Genomic DNA, 18904 nt, shown 5'->3' on the forward strand with positions numbered 1-18904 from the left:
AAATTAATTTTAAAAAGATTTAAAATGGCAATATTCGTATATGCAGAAAATATAAACGGAGTTTATAAGAAAGCCGCTTTTGAGGCTGTTTCTTATGCTAAAGCTGTAGCCGGCCAAATGGGTGATACAGTGACCGCAGTTTCCGTGAACCCGACTGATGCATCAGATTCATTATATAAATATGGCGCAGATATAGTCATTAACATTAAAGACGATGGTCTGAAGAACTTCAGTGCGCGTGCTTATGCCGAGGCAATGAATGCCGTAGCTGATGGAAATGTAATTATTTTCCCACACACTACAGATGCTTCCTCTGTAGCACCCATGCTTGCAGTGATGAAGGATTACGCATTGATTACCAACGTACTTGAGGCTCCCGAAAGTACTTCGCCCTTCCAGGTAAAGAGAAGAGCCTTCTCCGGCAAAGGTTTTATGCATGCAAAAGCTGAAGGGCAGGGTGTGATCATCACTGTTTCCCAAAATGCATTCGGTGTTAAGGAAAATGCTGTGGCAGGAACAGAGGAAGCTAAAGACCTAACGATTGCAAATGAAGATACCAAAGTACTTTCTCATGAGCAAAGTTCAGGCAAACTGGATCTTAAAGAAGCAGAAGTTGTGGTATCGGCAGGCCGCGGGATGAAGGGTCCGGAAAACTGGGGTATGATTGAGGATCTGGCGAACACTTTGGGTGCAGCCACGGCCTGCTCCAAGCCAGTGTCCGATATCGGCTGGAGACCTCACTCCGAGCACGTGGGACAAACCGGTAAAGCAATTTCGCCTAACCTGTATATCGCAGTAGGAATTTCTGGAGCAATCCAGCACCTTGCAGGCGTAAACTCCTCTAAGACGATTGTGGTAATTAACAGTGATGCAGAAGCTCCTTTCTTCAAATCGGCAGATTATGGAGTTGTGGGCGATGCTTTCCAGATTATCCCCGCACTTACAGAGAAGATTAAAGCGTTGAAAGGATAAATAAAACCCTTTGATATAACAGAGTCCGGCCATGTCCGGACTTTTTTTATCTGGGCCTGAAACCAAAGTTTCAGATTAAATATTAAATTTAATTATATTTGTGCTTATGGATCTAAAGCAACTCGTCATACGCGGAATTTCATACAGCCAGACGCAGTCCGGCGCCTATGCGCTGCTGCTGGAGCACGAAGAAACCAATGTGAAACTGCCGGTAGTAATTGGGAATTTTGAGGCGCAGTCTATCTCCCTGGGTTTGGAAAAGGACATACATCCGCCCCGACCACTAACCCATGACCTGTTTGCAAAGTTCATAAGTGATACAAAGCATTCTATTGCTTCCGTCATTATCTACCAGATTGTGGACGGTGTTTTCTTTTCTAATATTAATCTTCTGAATGATGAAACCGGCCAGGCAGTGGTTTTGGACGCCAGGACCTCCGACGCTGTAGCGATGGCTGTGCGGTTTGATGCTCCTATCTTCACCACAGAAGATGTTCTTAGTGAAGCCGGGATTCTGCTTGAGATAGAGGAGAAGCGGCCGGAAGATCCCGAATTCAGCGAGTTGGTTTCGGACCAGTCCCTGAGTTCGCTGTCCATGGAGGACCTTCAGAAATTACTGGAGGACGCTGTAAAGGATGAAGACTTCGATACCGCCATGGAAATCCAGGAGGAGATTAAGAGAAGGAAAAAGAAAATTGAATAATCATACTGACTTTATGAATTTAAAATTAAGACTCACCATCCTGAGTTTTCTGCAGTTTTTTGTGTGGGGAGCCTGGCTTACAACATTAGGTACCTACGGATTTTCATATAAACAGTGGAGTGGTGCCGAGTTCGGCGCTGTATTTTCTACGCTGGGAATAGCGTCCATATTTATGCCCGCACTGATGGGGATTGTAGCAGATAAATGGATCAATGCCGAAAAACTGTACGGAACGCTCCATATTCTGTATGGCCTCACGCTGTTTCTTTTGGCGCTGACCGATGATCCCACTACTTTTTTCTGGATCCTGCTGGTGGGTATGTGTTTCTACATGCCTACTTTATCACTGTCCAATTCAATATCCTATAAATTACTGAAGGACAGCCATTATGATGTTGTAAAGGTGTTTCCGCCCATCCGCGTGTGGGGAACTATAGGGTTTATTGCGGCCATGTGGTGTACCAATATTTTCAGTGACGAGCAGTCCTTCTCCGCATTCGGAATCGGCGTGGGTCAGAAGGTAGCAAACATGATTGGTAACTCACTCAATGCGAATCAGTTTTATTTTGCCGGTATATTTGCGGTCGTTTTAGGGATCTTTTCCTTCTTTCTTCCAAAATGCCCACCGCCAAGGCTAATCAGTAATAATGCTACCGTTGCCCAGAAATTAGGACTGGACGCCTTTAAGCTTTTCAAGGAAAAAAAGATGGCGCTGTTTTTTGTGTTTTCAATGTTCCTGGGCGCGGCGCTGCAGCTTACAAATATGTATGGCGACACCTTCCTGAAGGATTTTGGCTCAGTGGAGGCGTATAAAGACTCGGCTGTAGTACAGTATTCCACCATGATCATTTCCATCTCGCAGATTTCAGAAACCCTTTTCATCCTGGCCATTCCTTTTTTCCTTTATAAATTCGGTATTAAGAAAGTAATGCTGATCTCCATGGTCGCCTGGGTGCTGCGTTTTGGTTTCTTCTCTTTTGGAGAACCGGAAGGTTTTGGTCTTTTGCTGATCATCCTCTCTAATATCATATACGGGATGGCGTTTGATTTCTTTAATATTTCTGGGTCTCTTTTTGTGGAATCCAACACAGACAGTAAAATCCGCTCTTCAGCGCAGGGACTTTTTATGATGATGACGAATGGTTTTGGTGCGATCCTGGGCAGTGCGGTGAGCGGCTGGCTGATTACCTCCTTTTTTACCACCGACGGCGGCGGAAAGATGTGGCATGAGATCTGGCTCGTTTTCGCGATATATTCCCTAATTGTGGCTGTACTATTTGCCATCATGTTTAAACATAAACACAATCCGGAAGCCATCGCGGCAATAAAGCACTAAAAAAAGCACATAAAAACATGATGAATTTTAAATTGACAGCACTTACCCTTATGCTGGTTTCCGGTCTGTCCTTCGGCCAAAAGGTGAAATACAGCAAGGAGGAAATTAAAGAAATGGACAATTATATGTTCGAAGAGATGTTCACAGGATTCTCTCCTAAAAAGGAAACGCGGATACTGCTGAAAGATGCTACAAATATTCAGGGAACTGCCCGCGATGTGGACCGCAAAAAGGGACAGATTTACTCAATTAAAGTAAAAAGCAGTTCCACAGGCAAGGACGAAACTTTTAAAGCAGAAGATATCGCCGAGATGTACCTGCCGGTGTCAGGCTTCGAAAAAGGAATGCGTACAGCAAATTACTTCAACAAAATCAATAACTGGAACAGTAAGAGTCCTTCTAAAATAACAAGCAAAGACGAGGTATATCTGCGTAACCAGACTGTTTCCCTCAAGAATAAAAAAGCGGAGAAGGAATACCTGATGCAGCTTATCAACCCCGATTTCAGCAGCATTATTGAGGTCTATGCAGATCCTGTGGCCTCAGAAACTACCGGTGTATCTTTTTCTATGGGACCAATCAGCAGCCCTCAGGTAGGTGGCGGAGTGACCAAATCATTTTATGTACGCAAAGGTGACCGTGTAATCTGGCTGAAGAAAGCCGATTTCGAGGAAAATTATAACTTTCTCTTTGGCGATAACAAAGAATTTATGGCGAAGTTTCCTGCTGAATCCGTGAAGTGGGAGTATTTCAGCTGGCTGGTATTCCAATACACCAAAATGACTGAAGAAGCAGCGGGCTAGAAACGCTCAATCAAAATTATACAAAGAAAACACACTTTTACGAGTGTGTTTTTTTTCGTAATTTGCGCCTTCTAAAATCTATTATTAAATGGCGGCCGCGGGCACCATAAATTAAATAATTTAACAAAAATGAAAGAAGTATTTATCGTATCTGCTGCAAGAACTCCTATCGGAAGTTTTATGGGAAGTCTTTCCACGGTTCCTGCTACAAAATTAGGAGCTACAGCGATTAAAGGAGCATTAGATAAAATCAACCTGGATCCTAAGCAGGTTCAGGAGGTATATATGGGTAATGTGCTGCAGGCCGGCGAAGGTCAGGCACCAGCACGTCAGGCAGCTTTGGGCGCGGGTCTGTCCAATGAAACGCCCTCTACAACAATCAATAAAGTGTGCGCTTCCGGTATGAAAGCGGTTATGATGGCTGCACAGTCCATTAAAGCTGGTGATCAGGATGTTATTGTTGCCGGCGGTATGGAAAACATGTCTGCGGTTCCTCACTATTTCAGTGCGAGAAACGCGACCAAACTAGGTGATGTAAAAATGCAGGACGGAATGGTACTGGACGGACTTACAGACGTTTACAACAAAGTGCACATGGGCGTTTGCGCCGAGAAATGTGCTGCAGAACACGAGTTTTCCCGCGAAGACCAGGATAATTTTGCAGTTCAGTCTTATAAGCGTTCCGCTCAGGCCTGGACCGACGGAAAATTCAGTGATGAAGTAGTGCCCGTAGAGATTCCGCAAAGAAAAGGGGAGCCTGTACTCTTTGCTGAAGATGAAGAATACAAGTCAGTAAATTTTGACCGCATCAGTACTTTGCCTACGGTTTTCCAGAAAGAGAACGGTACAGTAACAGCGGCAAATGCTTCCACACTTAACGATGGTGCCTCTGCACTGATCCTGATGTCGGGCGAGAAAATGAACGAACTGGGTCTTAAGCCATTGGCAAAAATCGTTTCATATGCTGATGCGGCTCATGAGCCTGAGTGGTTCACTACTGCGCCTGCAAAAGCACTTCCTGTAGCTCTTAAAAAAGCAGGTCTTGAAGTGTCTGATGTAGATTTCTTCGAATTTAACGAAGCTTTCTCGGTAGTAGGACTTGCGAACAACAAAATCCTGGGTCTTGATTCAGCTAAAGTGAATGTAAACGGTGGTGCTGTTTCATTGGGGCATCCACTGGGAAGTTCAGGTTCAAGAATCATCGTTACTCTTATAAACGTATTGAAGCAGAACGGCGGTAAATACGGTGCCGCTGCTATCTGTAACGGTGGCGGTGGAGCATCTGCTATCGTTATCGAAAATATGCAGTAAGAACAACTGTAAGTTAACTTTAAACCATTAAGAAATACAGTTATTTTTAACCGTGTTCTTAATGGTTTCTTTATTTTTGTTAATATTTCATATCCATGCAGGAAACTAATCAGACAACGACCAGGAGAATCAAGAATAACCCTAAAATAATGAAGGCCTGGGCAGCATATGACTGGGCAAACTCAGTTTATTCACTGGTTATTACTTCTACCATATTCCCGATTTATTATGCGATACTTACTACGGTAACGGAGAAGAAGGTTTTTGTAGAAGAAACGGGTGAGTCAATTATGGTTCCGGTAAGAAACCAGATTACGGTCTTCGGCGAAAGTTATCACCCGGACGCAATTTACGGTTATTCACTTACGATATCGTTTTTCATTGTGGTCCTGCTCTCTCCATTTCTGTCGTCGCTGGCGGATACTATCGGTAACAAGAAGTCTTTCCTGCAGTTTTTCTGCTATCTGGGCGCCACTTCATGTATGGGACTGGCTATGTTTACCGGCATGAACAACGTTTTTCTGGGTCTTCTTTTCAGCATAACCGCCAGTGTAGGTTTTTGGGGAAGTTTGGTTTTTTACAATTCCTTCCTGCCCGATATTGCGACCCGGGACAAACAGGACGCACTTTCGGCCCGCGGTTATGTGTATGGTTATATAGGTTCTGTGGTGCTGGTGATTATCTGCCTTATCCTGATCCAGGTACTTGCCAAAGATGCTGAACAGGCCAAACTGTACACCCGTATCTCGTTTCTGCTTACAGGTGCCTGGTGGTTTGGTTTTGCACAGTATACCTTCCGCCACTTGCCACAGTTTGGGATGGTGAAAGACCAGCTGCCCAAGGATCTTGTACTGCTTAACTATAAGAATATTTTCAAAAAACATGAAGAGCAGGGCGGCTTTGGCGAGGTGCTGAAAGACAACGTGAGCTTTTATGTGGATGTTGCCAAGGAAAGTTTTAACGAACTGTTCAAAGTAGGCCGCACGCTTTTTAAAGATGCGAACCTGAAATATTTCCTCTCCAGTTTTTTCTTTTACAGTGTAGGAATGCAGACCATCTTTCTGATGGCGACTCTTTTTGGCAAGAGTGAAATTAACCTGGAGCAGGGCAAACTCATCGCCACATTACTTATTATCCAGATTGAGGCCATTATAGGTGCCATCATATTTTCGAGACTGTCCAGAAGGATCGGTAATAAGAATGTTATTTCGATCGCCATAGTCCTTTGGATGGTAGCGTGTCTTTCGGCCTATTTCCTGAACAAGGAAAATCCGTATGTTGAATATCAGTTTTATGGTGTTGCGGCTATTGTAGGTCTGGTTATGGGTGGCTTGCAGGCCATGTCCCGTTCTACTTACTCCAAATTGCTGCCCGAAGAAAGTAATGACAATACGACCTACTTCAGTTTTTATGATGTTCTGGAAAAACTGGCCATTATTTTAGGAACCTTCATCTTTGCTACACTGATTGACAGGTTCGACAATATGCGGTATGCAGCACTTTCCATGACGCTGTTTTTTACCGTTGGACTTATACTTATCAGGTTTATGAAGCTTCAGATCATTAACAAAAAGGAGACTTTATAGGATGATTTTATTCATACCAGCATGGCTTGGCTTTTGCTAAATAAACAGCAACAGGTCACTGCGTTTTTCTTATCTTTGCAATTGGAAATGTGATCTTTAAAGATATATGACGAATCCTTTGTTTTACGCGAAAATCCTTCTCTTTGGTGAATATGGCATCATTGAAGATTCTCAGGGCCTTACAGTTCCTTACAGTTTCTATAAGGGTACGCTCAAGTTTTCAGCAACGGATTCCGATTTCGAGAAAAAATCCAATGAACACCTCAGGCTGTATGCCGAGTATTTATCTGCACTTACATTGCCGGAAGGTTATCAGCTTGACTTAGACGCATTCTTAAAAGATATCGACAACGGACTCTTCTTTGACAGTAATATACCGCAGGGTTATGGTGTAGGAAGTTCCGGTGCCCTTGTAGCTGCAATTTTCGAAAAATATTCTTTGAAAAAATACAACCCTGACACGATTTCAAAGGTTGAGTTGAAAGATCTTAAAAAGGTTTTCGGTCTGTTAGAAAGTTATTTTCACGGTACAAGTTCTGGAATTGATCCGCTGATCTGCTATATGAATCTGCCGATACTGATTGAAAACCGCGAAAGTGTAGATAAAGTTTCTATTCCGGCCAGTCTGGAAGACCAGAAAGGAGCCATCTTCCTTATAGACAGTGGAATGGTGGGAGAAACCGGGCCTATGGTACAGATCTTTTTTGAGAAGATGAAAACCGAAGGTTTCCGCAAGACCCTGAAGGAGGAATTTATCCGATATAATAACGCCTGTATTGATGCATTCCTTAAAAAGGAAATGAATCCTTTCTTTAAAAACCTGAAGCATCTGTCGGTTTGGGCATACGAACACTTTAAACCTATGATTCCGGAAAGCATCTACAAAATCTGGAAAAAGGGTATAGACAGCAACGCTTATTATCTGAAACTTTGCGGCAGCGGTGGCGGCGGTTATATCCTGGGCTTCACCAGAGACTACGAAAAAGCTGAAAAAATGCTGCACGGCTTCAATAAGGAAGTTATATACAGATTCTAACTTGTGCAGTGCAGTTTCTGTACGGTAATTATAGGCCATTAGTGGGCTTGCCTGATTTTTAGTCTATGAAAAAAAAACCGTTAATCTACAGAATTTCACAACTGACGGGCTTTCTTCTGGGAGCGCGTTTTTTCATGACTTTGTTACTGGCTTTTGCACTTTATGTTTCTACATTTTTTCTCTTTAATCAGGAAGAAAGTCTTCGCGCTTTTGTCTTTGATTTCCGGGTGCACGGGATCATTTTCTGCAGCCTGCTGAGTATTTTGGCCGGCGGCATTATCAATCAGTTTTATGACCGCGAAAAAGACCAGCTGGTCAAGCCCTTCCGGAGCCGACTTCAGTCCTTCCTGAAGCAGAAATATTTCCTTTACGCCTATCTGGTTCTGAATACACTTTCTCTGGGCATCGCACTGTTTATTTCAACCAGAGTGGTTGTCTTTTTCCTGATCTATCAGTTCATGATGTGGTTCTACAGTCACCGGCTCAGCCGGATGCTGATCATCAACAATATTACCTTCGTTGCCCTTACCCTGTATCCGTTTTTTGGGATGCTGGTGTACTACAGGACATTTTCCGTTCAGATTTTCATGATGGCGCTTTATCTTGCACTTATGTTACTGCTTACAGATATTATAAAGGACACCCTCACTAAAACAGCCGACCGCCTGTTCGGTTATTTCACTGTACCCAACAGTCTGAGTTCAAAAGCAACAGTTGTGATAATCTCGACCTTGCTCCTGCTCACTTTTGGTGTATCACTTATAATCACCGAATGGTTGGGACTTCAGAGGATTATGGGATGGTATTTCCTTACCGGTATGGCGGTGCTTGCCGCAGCCTTTTACAATATGATCCAGGCTAAAGACAGGTCGCGCTCCTATGCCCTCAATATTCTCCGGATCTGGATTTTTGTGGGAATCCTGGCTATGCTTGCAGACGGAATTATATTGAAGTATTAACCTTTTGTATACCGCAAACTATTGTTAAATTTGTGGCACTAATTCCACCCATTTTATGTCCATCTTCAACGATACCAAAATTGCTTTTCAGGAAAAATCAACAGACCAACTCCGGAAAGCATACTGGATGTTTAAAGCAATTGAGCATCCTACACTGACCAATATTGGAATAAAGGCGCTTAACTTTACGATCCATAACAGATTTCCCATAGTAGAGGGCATTGTGCGCAATACGCTTTTTGAACAGTTTGCCGGCGGCGAAACCAGGGAGAAAAGTCTGCAGGTCGTGCAGCAACTGTACAAACACCACATTGGAAGTATCTTTGATTATGCCATTGAAGGTAAGGAAGATGAGGCTACTTTTGACCTCACCTGTGAGGAGATAAAGCACAATATTAATTTTGCTGAAGGCAATCCCGCCATACCTTTTGTGGTTTTCAAACCTACAGGATTCGGACGTATGGGTATTTATGAGGAGATTCAGTCGGGTTCCGAACTCACAACCAGTGAGAAATCGGAATGGGCCCGGGTGGTAAACCGTTACGAAAGCGTTTGCCGCCTGGCGTATGAAAAAGGTGTGGTCATAATGATTGACGCCGAAGAAACGTGGATTCAGACTGCAGTGGATGATTTAGTTAATGAAATGATGTCGAAATTCAACCGCGAACGAGCGATTGTTTGGAATACTGTTCAGATGTACCGGACCGGACGCATGGAATATCTTGCTGATGATTTGCAGAAAGCCACTGAAGGTAACTATTTTCTGGGTTATAAGTTCGTAAGAGGTGCCTACATGGAGAAGGAAAGAGAGCGTGCCGCACAGTTTAATTATCCCGATCCGATACAGCCGGATAAGCAGTCCACGGACGATAATTTTAACGCTGCCATCGACTTTGTGATGAAGAATACTGACCGTGTTTCAGCCTTTTTCGGTACACATAATGAAAAATCTACCGAGCTGGTGATGGACAGGATGCGTGATAAATCTTTGCCTAATGATTATGAGAAAATCCACTTTGGTCAGCTGTACGGTATGAGTGATAATATCACTTATTATTTAGGCGAAAATAAATACAATGCCACCAAATATCTGCCTTACGGACCGGTACGTGATGTTGTTCCATACCTGACCCGCCGTGCGCAGGAAAATACTTCCGTTGCAGGACAGACAGGTCGTGAACTGGCTCTTATCTCAAAAGAATTGGAAAGGAGAAAACGCAGTTATAACTGATAAATTTATTAGAAAAAATCATTATACAGAGCGGACTGAGATCCCCTCTTTTTCATGTTCAGATTCGGGAAGCTTAGAATTAATCCTTATTTTTGGACTTACGTTTTAAGCCTCACCACCAATCCTGAAAGCACTGCCTTGAAGTTTGCACAAATAATTCTTCCGCTCAATCTGCAGGGAACATTTACCTATTCTGTTCCGGAAGCCATCACGGACTTGCTTCTGCCCGGCATGCGCGTATTGGTGCCTTTTGGCGGCAAGAAGATCTACACCGGCATCGTTTTCAGGACTCACGATGAGGCTCAGGATGCATTTGTGCCAAAGGAAATCATCAGCATGCTGGATGATTCTCCCATTCTGCCTCAGGAGCAACTGGAATTTTGGGCCTGGCTGTCGGATTATTACCTGTGTAATATGGGTGAGATTTACAGGCTGGCTTTTCCTGGGTCTCTTAAACTGGAAAGTGAGACCTACCTGAAACTCAAGCCAAACGTAGTTGTGGACTTCGAGAACCTTGATGTACACGAGATGTACCTTATACAGGCGCTGGAGATTAGACAACTCATTAATCTGTCCGAAATTGAAGCCTTTATCCCTAAAAAGGAAATTATAAAAACCATTAATTCGCTTATAGACCTTCAGTATATTGAGGTAGATGAGAAAATTACCGAGAAATATAAAGCGAAAGAAGTAGCCTATGTGCGGATCAAAGATCCTGAAGCCGTCCGAGCTCAACTACCGGAAATCCTGCTCCAGCTGAAACGGTCGCCCAAGCAACAGGAATTGTTTATGATGATCCTGCAGATGCATACCGAAAATCCGGAGACACAGATTCGCAAATCCCATCTGCTGGACGACGGCAATTTTGCGCACTCACAACTTAAATCCCTTGTAGAAAAAGACCTTGTTGAAGAATATTTTCTGCAGGTAGACCGCCTTGAATCGTACGAAGGCGAAACAGAGCAGCTGGAAGAACTGACTGAAGAGCAGAAGCGCGCTCGCAACGAAATAGTGGCTGCCTTTGAGGAAGGAAAGAATGTGCTTTTGCATGGCGTAACCTCATCCGGTAAAACGCATCTTTATCTGGAAAACATAGAAGAGACGGTAGCAGCGGGGCTCAATGTTTTATTGCTGTTGCCCGAAATCGCACTTACCAAGCAAACCGCCGTTCGCCTGGAAAAAAAATACGGTCAGGCACTTGGTTTTTACCATCAGAAACTCTCGGATTTTGAAAGGGTAGAAGTGTGGCGCCGTATCCGCAACAATGAAATCAAAGTACTGGTGGGCACCAGAAATGCACTTTTTCTGCCGTTCCGAAATTTGGGACTAATTGTGGTAGATGAGGAGCATGATACGGCGTACCGTCCCCGCGAAGTCGCGCCCTACTTCAATGCCCGCGACTCCAGTCTGATATTAGCTGAATTTTATGGCGGAAGGGTTATCCTGGGATCTGCCACACCTTCTGTTGAGAGTTATTGGCTGGCTCAGAACGACAGGCTGAAACTTGTTACGCTTAGCGAAAGATTTGGCAAAGTGAGTCTGCCTCAGTTTGAACTTATCGATTTCAAAGAGGCACAGCAAAGAAAGAAAGTAAGCGGTAACTTTTCCCAGCATGTTTTGGACGAGATTACTGAAAACCTTCAGCAAAAAAATCAGGTGATGATCCTTCACAACCGCCGTGGCTACGCTAACGTTGTGGAGTGTGAGACCTGTGGACACGTTTCCTACTGCAGCAACTGCGATGTGATCATGACTTACCATAAGTTTTCCAATGAACTGAAATGTCATTACTGCGGTAATAAATCTTCCAAACCAAGTAACTGTCCTAAATGCAATGCGGAAAACCTGAATACCCGCGGTGTTGGTGTAGAGCAGATTCATGAAGAGGTCTCACGACTCTTCCCGGATGCGGAGGTGGACCGGATGGATGTGGACTCCATGCGCAGGAAATTTGCCTATGAGAAACTCTACGAAAAAATTGAAAGCGGAGAAACGGATATCATCGTTGGCACCCAAATGATTTCAAAAGGGCTTGATTTTGACCATATTGAACTTGTAACCATTCCGCGGGCGGACCATATGCTTTATGTGCAGGATTTCCGGGCCGAAGAAAGGGCCTACCAACTGATCACCCAGGTTTCAGGTCGGGCTGGTAGGGTTTCAGGTGAGGGAAAGGTTCTTATTCAAACGTATAATCCGCAGCACTTCATCTTTCAGCTGATCCGGGAAAATGATCCGCGTGAAATCTATACCTATTTACTGGAAGAGAGAAAGAAGTTCAATTATCCGCCCTACACCAAAACAATCCTGATTGAACTGAAGCACCGGAACGAGGCAAAGGCTGACAGGGCCTCGCAATTCCTGGGTTCTGTCTTACGAAAATATCTGCCGCCGGAATGCATTTTAGGACCTGAGAAATCGCCCGTGGGTAAGATTAATCTGCTGTATCAATATCAGATTCTAATTAAACTGCCGCGTGGAAAATTCTATAAAATTTATAAAAATTATATAAAGGAAAGTATTGAAGAATTCGAAGAGATAACTGCTTACCGAAGTGTAAAGCGGTATATTTATGTTGATTTTTAACAAACTTTAACAGCTTTTTAGGCCTTTTAAGTTTTTTAAATGTCTGATATTCAATATTAATTAATACTTTTGGCGCATTATATATGTGATGTTTAAAATATCGCAGACGTTCTTTAACCATATTGAAAAGCATTAATCAAAAATAAAGTGATACAATATTTATGATGATTAAACTGAAAAACTACATCGCCGGTGTCTCGGTAATGTTTTCAGCATTGATGGCTGCACAGTCGGGCAACAGTTCCGTTAAGCAGTATCCGACAATGTATGAAAACCAGGCTGCCAGCCTTCCTTCAAATACTTCCGCTACTGCTGAAAAAGTAGTACTTTCTGCCAAAGAACTGGTTGACATTAACCTGAATGGTATGATGAATGACCCCGTTCTGAGAAATGCGGACTGGGGGTTCGTTATTTATGATCCCAAAACAAGGAAAGTCATTTCTTCATATAACGAAACAGCTTCCCTTATTCCTGCCTCTACCACAAAACTTTTAACTACAGAAACTGCTTTGGGTCTTTTGGGTGAAAAATTCCGGTGGATTACCCAACTGGAGTATTCCGGTGAACTGGATGCTGATGGCAACCTGAACGGCAACCTTTATATAGTAGGAAGTGGTGACCCTTCCCTGGGAACAGGTAAAGCAGGTGCCAGCACCTACAGCCGGATTTCAGCAGATTTTCTGTCGGCTGTGCAGAATCTGGGTATCCGTAAAGTGAACGGAAGTATTATTATCCAGAACGCTGTTTTTAAAGAAAATAAAAGAGCGGTTTTGCCGGAAAATATTGTGTGGCTGGAGCACCATAATTATTACCTTCCTGTAGGTACAACTGCGAATATCAATCCTGCCCATGAAAAGCTGATCGCTAAAAAACCCAGCCCTTTCGAGAAAGATAACAAGCGCTATTTTTATGTTTCGCCTTACATCAATAAGATGGTGTATGCAGAGAAATTTGAAGGAAATCCTGTTGAAACTAAATTGCCGGACGCACCTTTTTCACTCGCAAACAGCCTTAGAACAACTTTGGTAAAAAGCGGCATTGCTGTTACAGGTAAAGTGGAAGCAAGAACAGCCGACTTAAATCCGGAAGAAAGAAAATTCATCACCTTTTATAAGTCGCCCACATTAGCCCAGATCGTTTATGATACCAATCAGCGTAGTGATAATGCACTTGCAGAAGCGCTGTTAAGAATGGCCGGTTTTCAGAAAAAAGGAGACCAGACATTGCAGTCAGGCCGCGATGTGGTAAACGGCCATCTTATTGCCCGCGGATTTGATATGAAGGGTCTGAATTATTATGACGGCAGCGGACTTTCACGAAATAACCATGTTACACCAATCGCTCAGGTAAAATACCTTACAGATCTGATGAAGGAAGATTACTATAAGGTGTATTTCGACTCACTTCCAATCGCCGGACAGACCGGTACCCTGAAGAAGACATTTACGGGGAGCGGCTACGGACAGGTTTTTGCAAAAACGGGCACTTTGAACAAAGTGAAGACACTGGCAGGTTACTTAAAAACAAATTCAGGACGAACCCTTGTTTTTTCCTTGATGGTGAACAATTATTCAGGTTCTGTGGACCAGGTGAAACAGCGCATGGAAAGCATCCTGGCACCCACCTTAAGCTTATAACATCATTATTTATAAACAACAGCCTTCCGGAAATTACCTGGAAGGTTTTTTTATATCTTTAATGCTTTAATTATCAAAATGAAAAAAGCACTTTTATTACTCCTGACTTCATTTATCTTTCAAATTAATGCGCAGTTTGTTCCCGATGCTACTTCTGCCCTTATCGGAAAAGAAAAAAAGGCTTTTCTTAATAAAATGAATGTGGGAAATGTGAATCCCAATACGCTGAATTACGACCTTCGATATCAGCGCATGGACCTTGCCATAAACCCCGCGGTTTATTACGTGTCGGGCAGTGTGACTTCGCATTTTATTCCGAACCAAAATATCTCCAGTATTTATTTTGACCTTACGACTCAACTGACAGTTTCACAGGTGGTTTACCAAGGTGCCAACCTAAATTTTCAACAACTTGCAAGCAACGAAGTGAAAATTGACTTTCCCACAGTACGTTCCGCGGGTGTGCTGGACTCCTTAAGCATCCATTATTCAGGTGCACCGGCGCCGGGCTATAATGCGTTTACTACCACAACCCAGAACGGCACTGCTTTGCTTTCTACACTGTCTGAGCCCTATGGCGCGCAGGATTGGTTCCCGACCAAGCAGAGCCTTAACGACAAAATTGAAAATTTTGACATAAAAATCACTGCACCTGCTCAGTACAATGTGGCCTCGAACGGTACACTGATGTCGGAAATTGCATTGACTGGCGGTCAAAAGCGCACCTTCTGGCGGACTCAATATCCAACAGCTGCTTATCTTATAGCGATTGCTGTAACCAACTACACGAAACTGAATGATGTAATCGGTTCGCCACCTTTTCCTTTCGTCAATTATATTTATCCTTCAACAGTAAATGACCCAACCGCAATGGCCAACATTGAATGGACCAAGCAGGCCATGAACACTTTTGAAACTTATTTTGGCGCTTATCCTTTCCGCAACGAAAAGTACGGTCATATGCAGTTTCAGTTTGGTGGCGGAATGGAACACCAGACCATGTCATCAATGGGCGGATTTTCAAAGCAACTGATCGCACATGAGCTGGCACACCAGTGGTTTGGCGACAAAGTAACCTGTGGCGCCTGGAATGACATCTGGCTCAACGAGGGCTTCGCAACCTTTGGCGAGCATCTTGTGAACGAGAAACTCATTATGACACCTGTTCAGTTTATGAATTATCTGGAGGACCAAAAGGATTACATCACCTCCTCACCCGGTGGAAGTACCTATGTGGCAGACGCTAATTTGGGAAGTGTAAATGCCATTTTTAACGGAAGACTAAGCTACGCGAAGGGCGGTTATATAGTCCGCATGCTTAAATGGGCTCTTACCGATCCTGTTTTCTATCAGGCAATTAAAGATTACCACCAACGGCCTGATCTGGCTTACAGTTATGTGCGAACAACAGACCTGAATACCTCACTTCAGACATCAACCGGAAAGGATTTCACTGAATTCTTTAATGATTGGGTGTATGGTCAGGGTTATCCTACCTATAATATCAGATGGAAGCAGAATTCCAATCAGTCCATTACCATTCAGGCATTACAGACTACCAGCCATCCTTCAGTAAGTTTCTATGAAATGCCGCTTCCCATTAAGGTGAACGGTACAGGCGGTCAGGTCGTTTATTTGAAGCCTGAACATACCGCAAACGGGCAGTATTTCAATTTTCCGCTGAACTTTACAGTAGCGTCCGTGCAGTTCAATTATGAACACCAGATTCTGGAAAAAAATTCAACTGTGGTGATGGATGCATCCCTTTCAACAGCCGAAACCGCAAAGGAAAATATATCCGTTTATCCCGTGCCGGCTGGCAATGAAATCAATATCTCAGGTTTAACCCGTCCGGCGGATTTCCAGATCTTTTTTACAGACGGCAAATTGGTTAAGGCAGGCAATTATACACCGGGTAAACCTTTGAATATTTCCGAACTGGTTCCGGGCAATTATATTCTTGCAATTGGGGATGGTAACTATAAATTCATCAAAAAATAACACCGGAATATCGAACTAACACCATAAGGTAACCGTGGTAAAGTGCGGAATATTGTTTTGGCAAAATTCGCAACGAATGCCTGAGGGTTAGTATCCTGCCTCTATTTTTCTTAAATTAGCACTTCTAAAAATTCTACTAATGATTTCACAAAAGTATCTGGACAACCTTCAGCAGGAACTGGCCAATATAAAGAATGACGGTCTTTTTAAAACCGAAAGAATCATCACTTCTCAACAATCAGCGGAAATTGAAGCGAACGGTAAGAAGCTGCTTAACTTCTGCGCAAACAACTATCTGGGACTTTCAAACCATCCGGAAGTGATGAAAGCTTCACAGGATATGATCCAGAGTCATGGCTACGGTATGTCTTCCGTACGTTTCATCTGCGGAACTCAGGATATTCATAAGGAGCTGGAAGCTAAAATCTCAAATTTCCTTGGCATGGAGGATACCATCCTGTACGCCGCCTGTTTTGATGCCAATGGTGGTGTCTTTGAACCGCTTTTCACCGAAGAAGATGCTATTATTTCAGATGAATTAAACCATGCTTCTATTATAGATGGTGTTCGTCTTTGCAAGGCGGCCCGTTACCGTTATAAAAACAACAATATGGAAGATCTGGAAGCACAGCTTAAGGCGGCTTCCGAAAAGAACCACCGTTTCCGCATTATTGTAACCGATGGTGTTTTCTCCATGGACGGAATTGTAGCAGATCTGAAAGGTGTTTGTGACCTTGCTGATAAGTACGACTGTCTTGTTATGGTGGATGATTCGCATGCTACGGGTTTCATAGGTAAAACCGGCCGCGGTACTCATGAATCAAATGATGTAATGGGAAGGGTAGATATCATTACTTCCACTTTGGGCAAAGCTTTGGGTGGAGCACTGGGTGGCTTTACTTCCGGTAAAAAGGAAATCATTGATATGCTGAGACAGCGTTCCAGACCGTATCTGTTTTCAAATTCATTGGCTCCAGGCATCGTAGGCGCAGCTTCAAAGGTGATTGATATGATTTCCGATGATACTTCGCTTCGTGATAAAGTGATGGAAAACGCCGAATATTTCCGCACCGAAATGAAAGCCCGTGGTTTTGATATTCCGGACGGCGATGCAGCCATTGTTCCTGTAATGTTATACGATGCACCCCTGTCCCAAAAAATGGCCGAAATGCTTATGGAGGAGGGGATCTATGTGATCGGATTCTTCTATCCGGTGGTTCCTAAAAACAAGGCAAGGATCCGGGTGCAGCTTTCCGCAGCGCATACCCGCGAACATCTGGATAAAGCCATTGAAGCATTTACGAAAGTAGGAAAGGAACTTAATGTAATCAAATAGTCTATAATTTCGCTGTCTCCAGGACAGCGATTTTTTTTGTTTTCCGTTGCTCTTTTACCATAACATAAAGAAGCAGAAACTTTGTCATTCCGCAGGAATCTTGATATTCTGAATCGTTAATAAATAAATTCTTCCCAAAATCTAATTAGATTATGAAGCATAAATTCCACTTCCTCATTTTTCTTTTGTTTTTCGGATGTTTTTCTGCACAGGACAAAGAAAAGAAATCGATGGCCACTTTCGGTCTTATGAGTTCATTTATTAACCAGCGATGGACACTAGGGTACATTCATAAAATTAGTGACCGCGTTCGCGTAGGAGTCGACATGGGATATGGTGCAAAAGGTATTGTAGTTGCCCCGGTTAAAATAGGTGAGGACTTTACCTCTTATGAACTCCGTCCTGCGTTTTATTACAGTCTGGCACCCGATTCCGTTCTGAAACATTTTGTAGGCGCCGATTTTTTCTACATTCGTGCCAACCGTACACTTACCCACAGTTATTTTTTCGATGATTACAAGTACTATTGGGCAGATGCTGCGAATGTGGAAAGATCGAAAACCGGTGCAAATCTGACCTACAGCATATTACTGCACAAAGAAACTTCCAGAATCGCCTTCATGCCCAAAATTGGGTTTGGACTAAGATATCTTGATGAAAAATACAGGAACGCTGTCAATCTAACGGAATCGGAACCTCCGATAGATGGATTCCCGATTATATCTGACGCTCCCAGGGAAGGGACAAAGTTCAATTTTGATATTGATATAAAACTGGTGTACAAGTTTTAATTAGCTTCAATTTCATATCTTTGCGCTTAAATTTTTTGGATGCTCTACACCGTCATCAAAGCCGTTCACATCATTTTTATGGTCAGCTATTTTGCCGGACTTTTCTATCTGGTCAGACTCTTTGTGTACTATAAAGATACTGACGAATTTCAGGATGAAAAGAAGAAGATCCTGCGCGAGCAATACCTGTTCATGACGCGCAGATTATGGAACATCATCACAGTTCCCGCGGGAATCATTATGCTGCTTAGTGGTCTTACACTTATCATTCTGAATTTTGGCCTGATGAAAACACCCTGGTTTCATCTTAAACTGACTTTCCTGCTTGCCCTGGGCTCCTATCATTACTGGTCCTGGAAACAGGTTCTGAAAATGAAGACCCTGGCAGGAGCCACTTTTCCTACGGCCAACATTAAACTGAGGCAGGCCAACGAAGTCGCAACCTTTATACTCTTCCTGGTTGTTTTCACTGTAATTTTAAAATCAATGGTAATAGAGTACTGGTGGCAGCTTCTGGCCGGATTTGCGGTAGTGGTTCTGACCATTATGCTCACCGTAAAGCTGGTGAACAGCAGGAAAAAAAAGCTTAACGGATAAAAACATCATTATAATTCAA

Annotated in this window: 15 protein-coding genes; all 15 read left to right on the top strand. The window is 43.2% G+C overall.

Translation table 11 applies throughout. From position 1 onward, the window contains the following. Positions 1-24 precede the first annotated feature (24 nt). Positions 25-972 carry an electron transfer flavoprotein subunit alpha/FixB family protein gene (locus tag H1R16_RS11850; protein WP_181886337.1) on the top strand — a complete coding sequence of 316 codons (948 nt, stop codon included), beginning with the start codon at positions 25-27 and terminating at the stop codon, positions 970-972. 106 nt (positions 973-1078) lie between these two features. Further along, positions 1079-1675 (top strand): bifunctional nuclease family protein, encoded by a 597-nt coding sequence (locus tag H1R16_RS11855; RefSeq protein ID WP_181886336.1) that lies wholly within the window; start codon positions 1079-1081, stop codon positions 1673-1675. Between the two features lie 13 nt (positions 1676-1688). Further along, positions 1689-3011: a nucleoside permease gene (locus H1R16_RS11860; protein WP_181886335.1), complete on the top strand. Its 1323-nt coding sequence runs from the start codon at positions 1689-1691 to the stop codon at positions 3009-3011. 17 nt (positions 3012-3028) lie between these two features. Further along, positions 3029-3814 carry a hypothetical protein gene (locus H1R16_RS11865; protein ID WP_228451043.1) on the top strand — a complete coding sequence of 262 codons (786 nt, stop codon included), beginning with the start codon at positions 3029-3031 and terminating at the stop codon, positions 3812-3814. Positions 3815-3943: 129 nt separating this feature from the next. Next, positions 3944-5125, top strand: a complete 1182-nt coding sequence (locus H1R16_RS11870; protein ID WP_181886334.1) for an acetyl-CoA C-acyltransferase — start codon at positions 3944-3946, stop codon at positions 5123-5125. Positions 5126-5220: 95 nt separating this feature from the next. Further along, positions 5221-6711: an MFS transporter gene (locus H1R16_RS11875; RefSeq protein ID WP_181886333.1), complete on the top strand. Its 1491-nt coding sequence runs from the start codon at positions 5221-5223 to the stop codon at positions 6709-6711. 106 nt (positions 6712-6817) lie between these two features. Beyond that, positions 6818-7747, top strand: coding sequence for a mevalonate kinase family protein (locus tag H1R16_RS11880; protein WP_181886332.1), 930 nt, complete (start codon positions 6818-6820; stop codon positions 7745-7747). Positions 7748-7812: 65 nt separating this feature from the next. Further along, the gene (locus tag H1R16_RS11885) at positions 7813-8706 is read left to right on the top strand and encodes a UbiA family prenyltransferase (RefSeq protein ID WP_181886331.1); all 894 of its coding nucleotides are present in this window, start codon (positions 7813-7815) and stop codon (positions 8704-8706) included. Between the two features lie 55 nt (positions 8707-8761). Continuing rightward, the gene (locus H1R16_RS11890) at positions 8762-9937 is read left to right on the top strand and encodes a proline dehydrogenase family protein (RefSeq protein WP_181886330.1); all 1176 of its coding nucleotides are present in this window, start codon (positions 8762-8764) and stop codon (positions 9935-9937) included. A 138-nt stretch (positions 9938-10075) separates the two neighbouring features. Further along, positions 10076-12523, top strand: a complete 2448-nt coding sequence (gene priA, locus H1R16_RS11895) for a replication restart helicase PriA (protein WP_181886782.1) — start codon at positions 10076-10078, stop codon at positions 12521-12523. A gap of 164 nt (positions 12524-12687) precedes the next feature. After that, the gene (dacB, locus tag H1R16_RS11900) at positions 12688-14160 is read left to right on the top strand and encodes a D-alanyl-D-alanine carboxypeptidase/D-alanyl-D-alanine endopeptidase (protein WP_181886781.1); all 1473 of its coding nucleotides are present in this window, start codon (positions 12688-12690) and stop codon (positions 14158-14160) included. 78 nt (positions 14161-14238) lie between these two features. Continuing rightward, a complete protein-coding gene (locus H1R16_RS11905) occupies positions 14239-16161 on the top strand; it encodes a M1 family aminopeptidase (RefSeq protein WP_181886329.1) in 1923 nt (640 codons plus the stop codon). A gap of 139 nt (positions 16162-16300) precedes the next feature. Beyond that, a complete protein-coding gene (gene kbl / locus H1R16_RS11910) occupies positions 16301-17497 on the top strand; it encodes a glycine C-acetyltransferase (RefSeq protein WP_181886328.1) in 1197 nt (398 codons plus the stop codon). A gap of 152 nt (positions 17498-17649) precedes the next feature. Continuing rightward, positions 17650-18288 (top strand): hypothetical protein, encoded by a 639-nt coding sequence (locus H1R16_RS11915; protein ID WP_181886327.1) that lies wholly within the window; start codon positions 17650-17652, stop codon positions 18286-18288. 39 nt (positions 18289-18327) lie between these two features. After that, the gene (locus tag H1R16_RS11920; RefSeq protein ID WP_181886326.1) at positions 18328-18885 is read left to right on the top strand and encodes a CopD family protein; all 558 of its coding nucleotides are present in this window, start codon (positions 18328-18330) and stop codon (positions 18883-18885) included. The last annotated feature ends 19 nt before the right edge of the window (positions 18886-18904 follow it).

This window comes from Marnyiella aurantia, from assembly GCF_014041915.1.
Lineage (GTDB): Bacteria > Bacteroidota > Bacteroidia > Flavobacteriales > Weeksellaceae > Marnyiella > Marnyiella aurantia.

What these genes read in the sequence shown, in the direction of transcription:
- H1R16_RS11850 (WP_181886337.1), top strand. Translation starts at nt 25, where the DNA reads ATGGCAATATTCGTATATGCAGAAAATATAAACGGAGTTTATAAGAAA.
- H1R16_RS11855 (WP_181886336.1), top strand. Translation starts at nt 1,079, where the DNA reads ATGGATCTAAAGCAACTCGTCATACGCGGAATTTCATACAGCCAGACG.
- H1R16_RS11860 (WP_181886335.1), top strand. Translation starts at nt 1,689, where the DNA reads ATGAATTTAAAATTAAGACTCACCATCCTGAGTTTTCTGCAGTTTTTT.
- H1R16_RS11865 (WP_228451043.1), top strand. Translation starts at nt 3,029, where the DNA reads ATGATGAATTTTAAATTGACAGCACTTACCCTTATGCTGGTTTCCGGT.
- H1R16_RS11870 (WP_181886334.1), top strand. Translation starts at nt 3,944, where the DNA reads ATGAAAGAAGTATTTATCGTATCTGCTGCAAGAACTCCTATCGGAAGT.
- H1R16_RS11875 (WP_181886333.1), top strand. Translation starts at nt 5,221, where the DNA reads ATGCAGGAAACTAATCAGACAACGACCAGGAGAATCAAGAATAACCCT.
- H1R16_RS11880 (WP_181886332.1), top strand. Translation starts at nt 6,818, where the DNA reads ATGACGAATCCTTTGTTTTACGCGAAAATCCTTCTCTTTGGTGAATAT.
- H1R16_RS11885 (WP_181886331.1), top strand. Translation starts at nt 7,813, where the DNA reads ATGAAAAAAAAACCGTTAATCTACAGAATTTCACAACTGACGGGCTTT.
- H1R16_RS11890 (WP_181886330.1), top strand. Translation starts at nt 8,762, where the DNA reads ATGTCCATCTTCAACGATACCAAAATTGCTTTTCAGGAAAAATCAACA.
- dacB (WP_181886781.1), top strand. Translation starts at nt 12,688, where the DNA reads ATGATTAAACTGAAAAACTACATCGCCGGTGTCTCGGTAATGTTTTCA.
- H1R16_RS11905 (WP_181886329.1), top strand. Translation starts at nt 14,239, where the DNA reads ATGAAAAAAGCACTTTTATTACTCCTGACTTCATTTATCTTTCAAATT.
- kbl (WP_181886328.1), top strand. Translation starts at nt 16,301, where the DNA reads ATGATTTCACAAAAGTATCTGGACAACCTTCAGCAGGAACTGGCCAAT.
- H1R16_RS11915 (WP_181886327.1), top strand. Translation starts at nt 17,650, where the DNA reads ATGAAGCATAAATTCCACTTCCTCATTTTTCTTTTGTTTTTCGGATGT.
- H1R16_RS11920 (WP_181886326.1), top strand. Translation starts at nt 18,328, where the DNA reads ATGCTCTACACCGTCATCAAAGCCGTTCACATCATTTTTATGGTCAGC.